At 70.3% G+C, this 13,224-nt stretch carries 10 protein-coding genes and 1 pseudogene; 2 read left to right on the top strand and 9 right to left on the bottom strand.

Annotated features, from left to right (window positions below):
• Nucleotides 1-718 precede the first annotated feature (718 nt).
• From C3488_RS09815 to C3488_RS41475, 9 genes and pseudogenes are all read right to left on the bottom strand, one after another.
• Nucleotides 719-2,182 carry an alpha-L-fucosidase gene (locus tag C3488_RS09815; RefSeq protein WP_103838963.1) on the bottom strand — a complete coding sequence of 488 codons (1,464 nt, stop codon included), beginning with the start codon at nucleotides 2,180-2,182 and terminating at the stop codon, nucleotides 719-721.
• Nucleotides 2,179-2,349: a hypothetical protein gene (locus C3488_RS41465; RefSeq protein ID WP_308460662.1), complete on the bottom strand. Its 171-nt coding sequence runs from the start codon at nucleotides 2,347-2,349 to the stop codon at nucleotides 2,179-2,181. The genes C3488_RS09815 and C3488_RS41465 overlap by 4 nt, the downstream gene beginning before the upstream one ends.
• A gap of 442 nt (nucleotides 2,350-2,791) precedes the next feature.
• Nucleotides 2,792-3,556 carry an alpha/beta hydrolase gene (locus C3488_RS09820; protein WP_181138953.1) on the bottom strand — a complete coding sequence of 255 codons (765 nt, stop codon included), beginning with the start codon at nucleotides 3,554-3,556 and terminating at the stop codon, nucleotides 2,792-2,794.
• A 111-nt stretch (nucleotides 3,557-3,667) separates the two neighbouring features.
• Complete coding sequence (locus C3488_RS41470) at nucleotides 3,668-4,057, bottom strand: glycoside hydrolase family 31 protein (protein ID WP_258053361.1); 390 nt, start codon at nucleotides 4,055-4,057, stop codon at nucleotides 3,668-3,670.
• A gap of 27 nt (nucleotides 4,058-4,084) precedes the next feature.
• Complete coding sequence (locus tag C3488_RS09830; protein WP_103838965.1) at nucleotides 4,085-5,860, bottom strand: cellulase family glycosylhydrolase; 1,776 nt, start codon at nucleotides 5,858-5,860, stop codon at nucleotides 4,085-4,087.
• A gap of 122 nt (nucleotides 5,861-5,982) precedes the next feature.
• Nucleotides 5,983-7,500 carry a glycoside hydrolase family 43 protein gene (locus C3488_RS09835; protein WP_103838966.1) on the bottom strand — a complete coding sequence of 506 codons (1,518 nt, stop codon included), beginning with the start codon at nucleotides 7,498-7,500 and terminating at the stop codon, nucleotides 5,983-5,985.
• Between the two features lie 104 nt (nucleotides 7,501-7,604).
• Nucleotides 7,605-9,476: an RICIN domain-containing protein gene (locus tag C3488_RS09840; protein ID WP_258053362.1), complete on the bottom strand. Its 1,872-nt coding sequence runs from the start codon at nucleotides 9,474-9,476 to the stop codon at nucleotides 7,605-7,607.
• Between the two features lie 177 nt (nucleotides 9,477-9,653).
• A pseudogene (locus C3488_RS09845) lies at nucleotides 9,654-10,723 on the bottom strand (glycoside hydrolase family 36 protein); the annotation flags it as partial.
• A complete protein-coding gene (locus tag C3488_RS41475) occupies nucleotides 10,681-11,148 on the bottom strand; it encodes a hypothetical protein (RefSeq protein WP_258053363.1) in 468 nt (155 codons plus the stop codon). The gene C3488_RS41475 and the pseudogene C3488_RS09845, both read right to left, overlap by 43 nt.
• Nucleotides 11,149-11,683: 535 nt before the next feature.
• On the opposite strand from C3488_RS41475, the gene C3488_RS41480 reads away from it, so the two are divergent.
• Both C3488_RS41480 and C3488_RS09855 read left to right on the top strand, forming a co-directional pair.
• Entirely contained in the window at nucleotides 11,684-11,809 is a 126-nt protein-coding gene (locus C3488_RS41480) for a hypothetical protein (RefSeq protein ID WP_258053364.1), read from the top strand.
• Nucleotides 11,810-12,172: 363 nt separating this feature from the next.
• Nucleotides 12,173-13,201 (top strand): LacI family DNA-binding transcriptional regulator, encoded by a 1,029-nt coding sequence (locus C3488_RS09855; protein ID WP_181138958.1) that lies wholly within the window; start codon nucleotides 12,173-12,175, stop codon nucleotides 13,199-13,201.
• The last annotated feature ends 23 nt before the right edge of the window (nucleotides 13,202-13,224 follow it).

Here is a 13,224-nt window from a genome sequence, read left to right on the forward strand (position 1 = left end):
GCGACTCCCTCCGGTGCGGTCCCTGCTCCTACGCGGCCGGGCCCTCGTACGGCAGCAGTTCCGGACGCTTGGCCGGGCGGCCGTCGCCGGACGGTGTGACACCCGCCTAGGTTCCCCCTGCACGTAGGGTAGGGGGTGCGTGCGGCAAGGGGGGCGGCGCAATCCGAGCACTAAAGGGAGCACCACCCCGATGGCCGTCAGCCTCTCGTAGACCTCTACCTGCGCAAGAGCAAGAGCTTGCGGAGGACGACCGCCGCCGGGAGCAGTCCACCGACACGCAGGAGGCCGCCGGGCGTCGCTGGGCCGACCGCAACGGCTACACCGTCCGTCATGTGTGGGCAGTCTCGGCCGCCGGCTGCACGGCGGATGCCAAGCGTCCTGACTTCGACAAGGCGCTAGCAGCGCTACGGAACCGTGAGACCTCGGCGCTGTCGTGCTACAGGGTACGTCTACCAGGTGGCGCTGATCCCGGCCGGCAGTGCCGGTTCCTCTCGGCCCCCGGAGTCCGGCGGCGGCCGGTCGAAGGCAGGCCCACCTCCTCAGGGGGCAGGCCCGTCCATGGTGGGCATGCCACAACAGGACCTTGGCCGTGGCGCCGATGTACGCGGGGGCGGGACCGACCTGGTGCCGCAGCTCCCGCGACCGCTGCCGGACGCGGGAGCGGGCACGGCCCCGGCCCGGAGCTCCTCGGCGAGCCCGGCACCGTTCGGGGAGACCGTCAGCGGGCGGGGTCGACGCGCAGCACGGGCATCGGCGTCTGGGCGGCGCTCTCGGGCAGGCGCACCGTCAGTGAGTGGCTGCCGCGCTCGAACTCGAGCGGCTCCGGGTGGCCGAGCATCCGGACCGAACCGATCTCCTGCGGGAACAGTGTCAGGTCCCTGCCCAGGGAGCGTACGTCGATCCGGCCGCCCCGCACGCCGCCGAGCGCAGTCACGTACAGGTGCTCCTTGCGTGTGGTGAAGCGCAGGTCCTCGGGCTGGTAGGTGGCCTGGGTGGAGTCGGTGAACTGGCCGTCCTTGATCTGGGTCGGTCCCTCGCCGTACACCGTCCAGGGTCGCGAGGCGTAGATCGCCTCGCCGTTGACGCCCAGCCACGCGCCGATCTCGCGGAGCAGGCCGGCCTCGTGCTCGGGGATGGAGCCGTCGGCGCGCGGGCCGATGTTCAGCAGCAGGCAGCCGTTCTTGCTGACCGTGTCGACGAGGGTGGCCAGCAGTTCGGGGCCGCTCTTGTAGTCGTGGTTTCCGATATGGCACCAGGAATTGCGCGACACCGAGGTGTCGGACTGCCAGGGGTCGGGGCGCAGCGTCGCGCTCACGCCGCGCTCGACGTCGTACACCGCCGTGCCGGGCACGAACGCGTCGTGCTTGTAGGCCAGAACAGGGCCGCGGCCGGCACCGGCGAGGGTGTTGTAGTAGTAGGCGGCGAGCCGGGGCAGGTAGGGCTTGAACGCCTGCTGCTGGATCCACCAGTCGAAGTAGAGCAGTTCGGGCTGGTACCGCTCGACCAGCTCCGCGGTGCGCGCCAGCCAGTCGTCCAGGAAGTCCCGGGTGGGCGGCAGTTCCTCGGCCTGCGCGGGGCCGTACAGGGCAGCGTGGCGACCGGCGCGCACGTCGGAGTCGAAGCGCATGCCGCCGTTCATGAACCACCAGTGCTCGGCGCGGTGCGAGGACAGCCCGAACACCATCGACTGGGCGCGCACCGCTTGGGCGAGTTCGCCGATCACGTCGCGCTTGGGGCCCATCGCGGTCGCGTTCCACGGGTTCAGCGCCGTCTCGTACATGGCGAACCCGTCGTGGTGTTCCGCCACCGGCACCACGTACTGCGCCCCGGCCTGCCGGAACAGGCTCGCCCATTCGTCCGCGTCGAAGTTCTCGCCGGTGAGCAGCGGGATGAAGTCCTTGTAGCCGAACTCGTTCTGCGGCCCGTAGGTCTCGCGGTGGTGGGCGTACTCGGGCTGGTCGGCCAGGTACATGTTGCGCGCGTACCACTCGTTGCCGAACGCCGGGACGCTGTAGGGGCCCCAGTGGATGAAGATGCCGAACTTGGCGTTGCGGTACCAGTCGGGAACCCGGTAGTCGGCCAGGGATTCCCAGGTCGCGCGGAACGGGCCGTCTGCGACGCGCTGATCGACGGCGTCGAGGACCGAGGCGATGCCCGTCCTGGTCGTACGGTCTGCGGTCATGTTGTCTCCTCTGGACGATGGGGTCCGCGAGCGTCGTGCCCGTCGGGCTTCTTCTGGGACATGGACGGGCTCCCTGTCAGGCCTGCCTGGAGCGCGTACGCCGTGTCGTCGGCCTTGCCGCCGGAGTCGAAGTAGATCGAGGCGGCGTTGAAACCGCCCGCCTTCATGTTCTGCGGTACGTCCCGCCAGGCATCCGGACTGGGAAGGCGCCAGTAGCGGAACTCACCGGACTACGCGTACAGCCGTGTGCCGTCGATCTTCAGGAAGCAGTCGTCGTAGGCGATGGAGTGGGCGGCGGGGCCTTTCGCACTCCCGGGCCGATCGCCCGCCCGGACGGAGGCGGGCGGATGGGCCGCGCTTGAGCACTTGGGGGGTGCACGAAAGTCCTTTCCCACCGCATCCGGCGCGAAGAACACCGGCAACGAGCTGAAGATACCGTGCGTGTGTGTCGCCGAGTTCATCGTGCAGGGCGGTGGGGCGAGCCAAGGAACACACACGTCACATAGTCATCAACCCGAGCATTGTCTTTTGTTTCGGATCCGTTGACTTAGAGGTAGTCCCGCGGCCACCACCGGGTTCGGCCTGGTCGCTGCCGCGGCGTCCGACGAACTACTCGTGGCCGGTCGTCCTGCGGAGCCACTGCGCGCACAGGGAGGTCCACGTGCCGGCGGGCGTCATGTCCTGGGCCAGTCCCACGCCGTGTCCGCCGGTGGGGAATACGTGCAGTTCGACCGGGACCCGCAGGGAGGCCAGGCGCCGGGTCAGGGACAGGGCGTGGTCGACCCCGACGGTGTCGTCGTCCGCGCAGTGCCAGATGAAGGTCGGGGGGGTCTGCGGGACGGCGATCAGCTCGATGGAGACCGCGCGGCGCTGTTCCGGCGTCGAGCCGGGGCCGAGGAGCGGGTCGCTGTCCGGTTCGCCGGCTGCGGCGGGGCCGAAGTTGTGCCATGACGTCGCCGGGTAGCAGAGCACCGCGAACGCGGGCCGCTCGTCGTCGGCCGTGTCCGGGCCGGCGGCGAGGTGGGCGGCGAGGTGGCCGCCCGCGGAGAAGCCGAGGACCCCGATGCGCGACGGGTCGACCCCCAGCCCCGGCGCCTGCGAGCGCGCCTCACGCATCGCCGCCCGTGCCGAGTCCAGCGGCGCGGGGTGAAAGTCCTGTGGCCCCACCGGGTACTCCAGCACCCAGGCGGCGAATCCGAGCCGGTTCAGCCACTGTGCGACGGGCTTCCCCTCGTGCGGGGCAAGGAAGGTGTAGCCGCCGCCCGGCATGACGATCACCGCGGGCGCGCCCGCAGCCGGGCGCGGCGCCTCCGCCGTCAGTGGGTGGAACGTCAGCGCTGCCGCGCCACTGTTCGTGATCCGCAAGTCTGCCATCTGTTGCTCCATCTGTGAGAAGGGGTTTTCTTCGGGGTTTCTTCCGTCGGACCGCCGCGGTCCTGAAGGAGGTGCGGGCCGCACGGAGGCGCGCCCCGGCACCTGCACACGTCAGCGCAACGCGTGTGCGACGGCGGCTCCTTCGCGTACGAAGACGGGTATGCGCTCCAGTGGGGCGTCGGCTTCGGGTGTCGTTCCACCCTCCAGCACGTGTCCGGTGGCCGGGTCGTACCAGAGGGCGCCGGAAGGCAGGTAGACCCGGCGGGTGCGCGCGCCCGGCTCGTACACCGGTGCCACCAGCACGTCGCGGCCGAGCAGGAACTGGTCGTCCACGTCCCAGGCGCGTTCGTCCTCGGGGAAGCGGACCCGGACCGCGTGCGGCCCCAGGGCTCGACGCGGAGGATCTCTTCGGCGGTGTGACGTTCCAGGCCATCCGCGCTGATGCTGTAAGGCAAGGCGATTCCTCTTGTTCTTCTGACGCCCGGCCCCGTGTGGGAGCACACGGGGCCGGGGTCGGTCATCCGGTGGTCAGGCGACGGTGCCTGTGACCGTGTCGCCGGACCTGGTCACGTGGTACGTGACGGAGGCCCCGCTCCAGAAGTCGAACTTCAGGGTCACGGTCGCGCCGTCGGTGAGGGTCTGCAGGTACTCGGAGGTCAGCTTGATCGCGCCGTTCGGGTAGTCCGGCGTGAAGTGCCTGTTGAACTCCTGGTACGGGGTCCAGGTGTAGGGGCCGGCGTTGCTGCCGTCCGCGTACCGGGACTCCATGGTGGCCAGTACGTCGCCCTTGAACTGGGTGGGGATGGTCAACGAGTCGGTCGTGCCGGTCGCGTCGGACTGCACCGGCAGGTCGTTGGTGATCACGTGGAACGTCCAGGGCACGCCCCGGGAGAACCGCGCCTGGAAGGTGGCGTTCTCGCCGAGCGCCCGGTCGCCGCCCAGTCGGGTGAGCAGCGTGGGGGTCAGCGTGAGCTGGTCACCGGACACCGTGTAGTCCACGCCGGGACGCAGCCGGGTGTCGCCCTGCCACAGGCCCCGGAAGGACAGGCCGTTGAGGTTGAGGGTGACGGTGTGCGCGGCGACCGGCGCGGACTTCGGCAGGAACACCTGGTCGGTGGACGCGGTGCCGGAGCGGGTGTGCCAGCTCGCCCTGATCAGCGCGGCCAGCTCGGGATCGCGCCACTGGAGGGTGTTGCGGTTGAGGAACGAGCCGGCGTCCCACAACGCGGTGGTGATGCCGTTGATCCGCGACTCGTAACCCAGTTGCTCGAAGTACTTGAACGCCTCGCCCCGCTCGATCTGGTCGGGCTTGGTGAAGTCCGGGTAGGACAGCGTGCCGTACTCGCCCAGGTACACCGGGATGCCCTTGGCCACGAAGGTGTCGTGCATCTGTGTGAACGCGGTGAGCAGATCCTTCTGGACGGCCTCGTTGTACGTGGTGTAGCCGCTGTTGTTCACGCTGAACATCCAGAGGCTGTAGTAGTGCATCGTGGCCCCGAGGTTCGGGTCCTTCAGCCTGGTGATCGTCGTGTACAGCTCGTTCATCTTCTGCTGCTCGATCGGGCTGGTGTTCTGGTCGGGCAGCAGCAGTACGCGGGTGGCGTTGCCGCCCCCGGACTTCCGGACGATCGTGTGGAACGAGGTGTTCAGCTCATCCATCGCCTGGGTCTTCTGCGCATCGGTGGCGTTGTCGCTGAACTGCGGCTCGTTGACGCTCTCGAACAGCAGCTTGCGCGGCTCGTCCTTGAACGCGGCCGCGATCTGCTGCCAGGTCGAGTCGAACCGGGCGAGCACCGCGTCGTGGTCGGCGGTGGTGATGTTCTTGATCCACTGCCACGAGTCGTGGTGCACGTTCAGGTCGACGTACAGGCCGTCCTCGATGGCCCAGTCCACGACCTGCTTGACCCGCGCCATGTACTTCGGGTCGATCGTGTAGGGCGCGGTGGTGTCCTGGGCGTTGCTCCAGGTCACCGGGATCCGCACACTGCGGTAGCCGGCCGCCTTGACCGCGTCGAACGTCGCCTTGGTGGTGAGCGGGCTGCCCCACGACGTCTCGGTCGGGAAGGCGTCGAGGGTGTTGCCCAGGTTCCAGCTCGGCTGCATCGCCGCCACCACGGCCCGCGCGCCGGTGCGGGCCTTCGCGTCCACGGTGGTGCTCGCGGTGGTGTTCGCGACAGTGTTCGTGGCGGTGTCGGCCAGGGCTGAGGCGCTGGGTACACCAACCGCGGTGATCAAGGCCAGGGGCAGGCTCACCAGCAGCCACAGCCGCCGGCCGGCTCTCCCCGGGCGGGGACTTCCGGTCATGTTCGGTGCCTCTCGATCGTCGGGATTTCCTCGTGCACGCGGTTGCCGTGCACAGGTTGGGGGGACGGGTGCGGCGGTCAGGAGACTCCGCCGGTTTCCGTCGTGCCGGAGCGGGTCATGTGTCACGACTCCGGGGTGAGCGGCTGGTAGTCGAACCAGTCGACGTGGACGGTGCCGGCCGCGGCGTAGACGCCGATGACGCGACCGGTGAAGCCGCCGGCCACCTCGGTGGACAGGTAGCGGCCGTCGAGTGAGGCCAGCGCGGTGACCGTGCCGTCCGGCTCCTCGAATCCGAGCGTGACGAGGTCGGGGCCGCTGCCCGGGTAGTCCCGCGCCGGGGGCGTGACGTCCACCCGCAGCACCACCGGGCCCGCCGGCGCGGGTCGGGACGCGACCACGCTGCGCACCGAGCCGAGGCGGGCGACCACGCGCACCTCGCTGTCGGCGACCTCCACCTCGTAGTGGTGCAGCTCGTCCAATCGCACCGCCAGGCCGCCGGCGCCCTCGGTCGCGTCGACCAGGGCGCTGGCCCGACACGTGTGGTGCTGCTGGCGGCGGCCGACGAACACCACGTCCCGGTCGTCGAGCGACGCTCCCCGGGCCCGCAGGCTCAGCCACCCGGGGCGTTCGCCGGTGGTGATCAGCTCGGCCGGGCGGTCGCGCAGCGAGACCCACTGCGGGGCGAGCCGCTCGTCGTCGAAGTCGTCGCGCACCGGCACAGGGGGCGCGGGGTACAGCGGCCAGTTCGGGACGGTCAGCTCCAGGTCGGGCGAGCCGACCACCGGCCAGCCCTCCTCGTTCCAGATGACCGGGGCGAGGTAGGTCTCACGGCCGAGCACATGCCAGCCGGGGGTGCCGCCGTTCGGGCGGACGCCGAGCAGTACCAGCCACCAGGAGCCGTCCGGGCCCTGTACGAGGTCGGCGTGGCCGGTGTTCTGCACCGGGTGCTCGCGTCCGCGGTGGGTGAGGATCGGATTGTGCGGGCACGGCTCGAAGGGCCCGTTCGGGGACGTGCCACGGGCGATGGAAACGGCGTGCGCACGCTCGGTGCCGCCCTCGGCGATCATCAGGTACCAGTGCTCGCCGATGTGGTAGAGGTGCGGGGCCTCGGGGTAGCGGGCGCCGGGGGTGCCGGACCAGACGTCCTTGGTTTCGCCGGTCACCTTGCCGGTGGTCGGGTCGAGCCGGACCTGCCGAACGCCGGCGCAGGTGCACCAGCAGGTGCCGTCCTCGTCCCAGGCGAGGTCCGGGTCGATGCCGGGCACTTCCGGCAGCCGGACGGGGTCGGACCACGGGCCGGCCGGATCGGTGGCGGTGACCAGCAGGTTCCCGTAGCCGCTGACGTTGGTGACGATCAGGTGGAACACTCCGTCGTGGTGCCGGAGGGTGGGCGCGTAGACGCCGGCGGAGGACGGCGAGTCCAGCGGTAGGACCAGTTGCTCGGGCCGGTCCAGCGCGTTGCCGATCTGCGTCCAGTTGACCAGGTCGCGGCTGTGGAAGACCGGCACGCCCGGGAAGTACTCGAAGCTGGAGCAGGCGAGGTAGTAGTCGTCGCCGACCCGGCACACCGTGGGGTCGGGGTGGAACCCGGGGATGACCGGATTGCTGACGGCGGTGGTCGCCTGGTGCTGGTCGGGCACACTCGTTCCTCTCCAGGGCAGCTGGCCCTGTTCTGGTCGTCGTTCGACGGGAGGGGCGGCCCGGCGAGGCGCCGGGCCGCCCGATGCGGTTCAGCCGACAGGTGTCAGCCGAACGTCCACTGCTGGTTGCTCTGGTTCGAGCCGCAGGTCCAGAGCTGCACCTTGGTGCCGTTCGCGGTGCCGAACCCGTTCACGTCCAGGCACAGCCCCGTCAGCACGTTGCTGATCGTGCCGTTGGAGTTGACGTTCCACTGCTGGTTGGCGCCGCCGTTGCACTGCCAGATCACGGCGGCGGTGCCGTTCGTCGTGCCGTTGCCGTAGTCGTCCAGGCACATCGGGGTGGAGGTGTTGGCGTAGAGGCGGAACTCCTTGGCCGAGGTGCGCGTCAGGGTCTGGGCCGTACCGCCGTTGCAGTCCCAGATCTGGGCCTGCGTCCCGGCGGTGGTGCTGCTGTTGTTGATGTCCAGGCACTTGCCCGAGCCGACCGCGTGCAGCGCGCCGGTGCTGCCGCCGCTGCTCGGGTGCATCTGCACCACGACCACCGAGTACGCGGGAACGGTCTGGGTGGTGGCGGTGCCGCTGGTGGACGACGTGATCGACGTGCCGTTCTTCTGGTAGGTGTACACGGTCGGGGCGGCCGAGGACGGTGTGAACCCCTTGTAGGACAGGGACACCGTGGTGCTGTTGTTCGGGTCCTTGTTGATCAGCATCACGTTCACGTCGCCGTTGCCGCGGTGCACCGCGTGCGCGGAGATCAGCGAGGTGGAGCTGCTGGTCTGGATCAGCGAGTCGCCGGACTGGGCCAGCTTGCTGATCATCGAGATGCCGTAGTAGGGCGCGAACGGGGTGTCCACCGCCGGCTCGCAGGACGCGCCGCTGGAGAGCACGCCCCCGTCGCCGTAGTCGGTGGCACCGTCCACAGTGGTCACCTGGGAGCAGTCGGTGCCGTTGTGCATGGCCCAGTAGTCGACCGTGAACGCGCCGTTCTCCGCCCAGGTCAGCATCTGGTCAGGGGTGAACAACGCGTTCGGGGCGGTGTCCTTGTCCCTGTCGGGGGCTGTCTCGGTGATGGCGATGCCCACGTTCGGCGCGTTGCTGCCGGCGTACTGGTTGATCAGCGACCGCACCGTGGCGGCCATGTCCGGGACCTGGGCCTGCGGCTTGGTCAGCAGATCGGCTTCGCTGGTGCTCGACGGGTAGTGGTGCACGATCACGAAGTCGATCTTCGGGCCGGCGATCGACAGGACCGTGTGGTTCCAGTCCATGGTGTCGCCGGGACCGACGATGCCGTCCGGCCAGCTCCCGGGCGTGGTGAGCACCGCCCCGATCTTGATGCTGGGGTCGACCGCCTTCATCGCCGAGATGAACTGCAGGAGGTTGTTGGCGTAAGTGGTGGCGCTGTGGCTGGAGTGCTTGTCCGTCTCCCACTGCGCGCCGTACTCGCCGTTGCCGGGGATCTCGTTGCCGATCTCCCAGTACTTGACGCCGTAGCCCTTGGTGATGTTGGCGTACCGCACCCAGTCGGCCGCCTCCTGCGGGGTGCCCGACCCGTAGTCCGCGGTGATGATCGGCTGCGCGTGCGCCGCCCGGACGGTGCCCATGAACGAGTCGAAGTCGGTGTTCGGGGCGACGAAGCCGCCGTCGGCGGTGTTGGTCTGCCAGTGGTAGATGTCGGCGTAGCTGCCGCCCGGGTAGCGCATCATCCCGACACCGGCGTTGCTGAGCAGGCCGGGGATGTCCGAGCGGTTCATGTTGGCGTCGTAGACCTGGGTGTTCAGGCCGGGGGTGGTGGAGGAGTAGTTCGCCAGCCAGTGGGTGGTGTCGACCGTCACCGCCGCCGAGGTGGTGGCGGTGGCGGCGGTGGCTGCCGGGGCGGCGGCGGTGAGCGCGCCGACGGACAGGGCGGCGGCGGTGAGCGTCAGAGCGGCGGCTGGGGCGAGCAGGCGATCACGCGCTGCGCGCAGGAACCGTTTCACGAAACCCTCCATTGGGTCGTGGTTCGGGCAGGGATGTGGTGGTGCTCCCGCCTGCGGAACGGCGGGTTTCCAGCCGTGCGCGCAGGCACGGCAGGCAGGGGTGGGGGGCGGAGCCCTCATCGCACTGTGGGGCGGCCCCGTGGGGTGGGCGCTGGTCGGTTCAGGGGTGGGCGCGGGTCAGCTCAGGCGGAGCAGGACGGCCGACGGGGCCGTGGGCAGGGTCAGCGTGAGTTCCGCCGTACCGGGGTTCCAGGCGGTGGTGACGCGGGTTTCAGCGGGGAAGACCGGTGTCGCGACCGCCGGGGTGTCCCGCAGGTGCGGCAGGTGCAGGGTGGTGGTCGGGTCGGCGCCGGGGCGGCGCCACGCGGTCAGGTAGGTGGCGGCCGGGGTGCGCAGGGCGAGCGCCACCCAGGGGTCGTCCCAGGCCGGCAGGGCCAGCGGCCACACCGGCAGCGCGCCCGGCAGGTCGGCGCGCAGGTCGCGGTAGACCGCCACCGCCTGGTGCACCAGGGCGCGCGACTCCGGTCCCGGGCCGGCCAGCCGTCCGGACAGGTGGATCCGCCCGAGCAGCGCGCTCACCAGCGTGAACGCCACCTCGTCCGGGGTGTCGTCGGGCTGCGGGCAGGCCCACACGGCGCCCTGTTCAGGGGTGACGGCGGTCGGCGCGGCAGCCGCGATCGGCGCGTAGAGCAGCAGGTTCTGCTGGTCGCTGGTGGACAGCAGTTGCATACGGGACAGCAACGCGTGGTCCGCGCGCATGCCGCCGGACGCGCAGTCCTCCAGCACCAGGTGCGGGTGCCGGTCCAACACGCCGTCCAGGCAGGCCAGGTGCGCCCGGTGGTGGCCGAGCGCCCCGGCGGCCGGGACCTCGGCGGGGTGGCCGGAGGTTCCGGTGCCGGCGTCGATGTTGTGGTGGTGGCGATCGGGCTGCGCACCCCGACCACCTCGGGCTCCAGCCACAGGCCGGGCACCATGCCGCGCTCGCGGATCCGGTCCAGCACCTCGTGGACGCCGCGCGGACCGGGGAACCGGGTGGTGGACGGCTCCCACTCGCCGACGCTGTCCCACCAGCCGGCGCTGTCGTCGTACCAGCCGGCGTCGATCACGAAGTACTCCGCGCCGGCGTCCGCGGCGGCGTCCACCAGCGGCAGCAGCTTCTCGGTGGTCGGGTCGCCCATCAGGCAGTTCATGTAGTCGTTGAAGATCACCGGAAGGTGCTCGTGGTCCGGGTGCGGGCGGCGGCTCGCGTGGTGTTGTAGGTGTTGCCATCGGCCGGCTTGACGGTGAGGTCGACGCCGAGGGCCTTGTTCATGGCCTGATAGAAGGAGTTCCCCGCGGGGGGAACGGTCCCCCATAACGGGGTGACCGCGGTGTAGCTGCCGCCCTTGCCCGGCACCCCGGAGACCGTCGCGACCTGGTCGGTGGGGTAGCGCAGGAACCCCGGGTCGGTCGCGGCCCCGTTGCCGCCACCCGACACGGACGGGATGTCCGGCTTCACGGCCGTGCTGGGCACGTGGGCCGGCAGCGCCGCCTTCAGACCCGACTTGGTGTTCGCACCGGTCTTCTGCTGCGTGCCGCCTCCGCAGGCGGACAGCAGCGGCGCCATCGCGGCGGCTCCCGCGACCGACGCGGCCGTACCGATGAAGGTTCTGCGATTCAGCTGACTACTCATGTGGAGGCGGCCCTTCCCACGGTGAAGCGTCGAAGCGCTTAGACGACAGGCGGGACCGTATCGACCGTTCTTCTGCCGGACAAGGGGAGAAAGCAAGGCAAAAAAATCCTTTCTGCTTTCGTTGCCAGCCCGAGGCAGCCGCTGGCAGCGTCGATGCGCTTCGACTCCTGCTCCATCCCACTCGCTAGGGGTCAGCCGCGTGAGTCCCCCATCCGTCTCCGCTGTCGAAAACTTTCCGTTCCAGGATTCGGCGCTGCTCTTGCGGACGCGCGTCGGCGACTTGCTCGAACGACTCACCCTCCTGACCGACACCGGCACCCGCCCCGGAAGCGAAGTCGTCCAGGCGCAGCCCTCGCCCCCGGACCACGTGTCCGCACTGATCGGCCAGTCGTAGTCGTCGAAGTCGGCGGCCCTGGTGCGATGGTCGACAACTGTCCGTGGTCCGGGAGCGGTTCCGGCAGGCTCTCCTGGAACTCAGGGCCGACGAACGCCTCCCCGCGGCCGTCCTCGTGCCGATCACCGGCAGCCGCTACATGTGGACGACCGTCACCCAGGAGTCCCCGCACCGCTGGACGGCGTGCACGACCTGCACCTCACCCTGCACGGGGACTTCCGGCTGGCCGCCTTTCGCCTCGCCTCACCCCAGGCAGTCGCGGACTGAGACCGGGCGGCCCGCTCCCCGAGGGGCGGGCCGCGCCCGCGCCGACCCGGGAACGACCGGGCCCGACCGTGGCGTCGGCTTGCTCGGTGGTCATGCACCGGATGTGCTGCTGCCGCCGCACACATCCTGCGGCGCGATCCCGGCCTCCGACGAGGCGGGCCGCGTGGGGCTACCGCAGGAAAGTTTCGTCGCCTGTGGGCGGAGAGAGATAATGTGACGTGGGCGGGTGCCCGGTCCGGCTGTGCGGCAACCGCTAAGGTGCCGCACACGCAGGGCAGGGCTGCCGGTCGCTCAGCCGGCCATGGGGGCGGCGAGGACGCGAAGGATCGGAAGGCGGCTTTGGCTGACGAAGCAGCGGAAGGACTGGCGGATGGTGGCGAACGTCCCGGGGGTGACTCCTCCCGGCCGGTGACGATCGCGTTCATCGCCGAGTCGGCGGGCGTATCGGTTCCGACCGTCTCGAAGGTGCTCAACGGCAAGTCGGGGGTGTCGCCCGGCACCCGTGCCCGCGTCGAGGAGCTGATCGACCGGTACGGCTACCGCAAGCTTTCGGGGGCCAATCGCAACAACGTGGTGGAGCTGGTGTTCCGCGAGCTGGAAAGCATGTGGGCCGTGGAGATCATCCGGGGCGTGGAGCGGGTGGCCAGCAAGCACCGCGTGGGGCTGATGGTCTCGCGCTTCGGCCTGCACGACTCACCCGCTCCAGCCTGGGACGACACCGTGGCCCGCCGCCCGAACTGCGTGCTGTCGGTGGCGCAGCTCTCCGCGGCCGAGCGCGAGCAGCTCCGGGCGAAGGGCATTCCGTTCGTCGTCTTCGATCCGACCTGTGAACTGCCGGACGACGTCCCCTTCGTCGGCGCCACCAACTGGTCCGGCGGCCGGGCCGCGACCCGCCACCTGACCGAGCTGGGCCATCGCCGCATCGCGATGATCAGCGGACCGCAGGACGTGCTGTGCTGCGCTGCCCGGCTGGACGGCTACCGCTCGGCGCTGCAGGCCGCCGGTCTGCCGGCCGATCCGGACCTCGTGGTCCACGCCAAGCTCACCCGGGAGGACGGCTACGCCGCGGCGCACGACCTGCTGTCCCGCCCCGACCGTCCCACCGCGATCTTCGCCGCGAACGACCTCCTGGCGCTCGGGGTCTACCAGGCCGCGCGCGAAGCCGGCCTGTGCATCCCCGAGGACCTGAGCGTGGTCGGTTTCGACGACCTGCCGGCGGTCTCCTGGGTGGACCCGCCATTGACCACCGTCCACCAGCCGCTGACCGAGATGGCCATCGCGGCGACCGAACTCGCACTGACCCTCGGCCGCGGTGAGCAGGCACCCCAGACCGGGCTGGAGATCGCGACGACCCTCACCGTACGGGAGAGCACGGCGCCACCGAAGGGCTGATGGCTCCGCCGCCGGACCGCGGG

The sequence above is a fragment of the Streptomyces sp. Ru72 genome (assembly GCF_002920635.1).
Classification (GTDB): Bacteria; Actinomycetota; Actinomycetes; order Streptomycetales; family Streptomycetaceae; genus Streptomyces.

Excerpts from the sequence above, each read along its gene's own strand:
- C3488_RS09815 (WP_103838963.1), bottom strand. The coding sequence starts at position 2,182 with ATGACCGCAGACCGTACGACCAGGACGGGCATCGCCTCGGTCCTCGAC.
- C3488_RS41465 (WP_308460662.1), bottom strand. The coding sequence starts at position 2,349 with ATGAAGGCGGGCGGTTTCAACGCCGCCTCGATCTACTTCGACTCCGGC.
- C3488_RS09820 (WP_181138953.1), bottom strand. The coding sequence starts at position 3,556 with ATGGCAGACTTGCGGATCACGAACAGTGGCGCGGCAGCGCTGACGTTC.
- C3488_RS09830 (WP_103838965.1), bottom strand. The coding sequence starts at position 5,860 with ATGACCGGAAGTCCCCGCCCGGGGAGAGCCGGCCGGCGGCTGTGGCTG.
- C3488_RS41475 (WP_258053363.1), bottom strand. The coding sequence starts at position 11,148 with ATGAGTAGTCAGCTGAATCGCAGAACCTTCATCGGTACGGCCGCGTCG.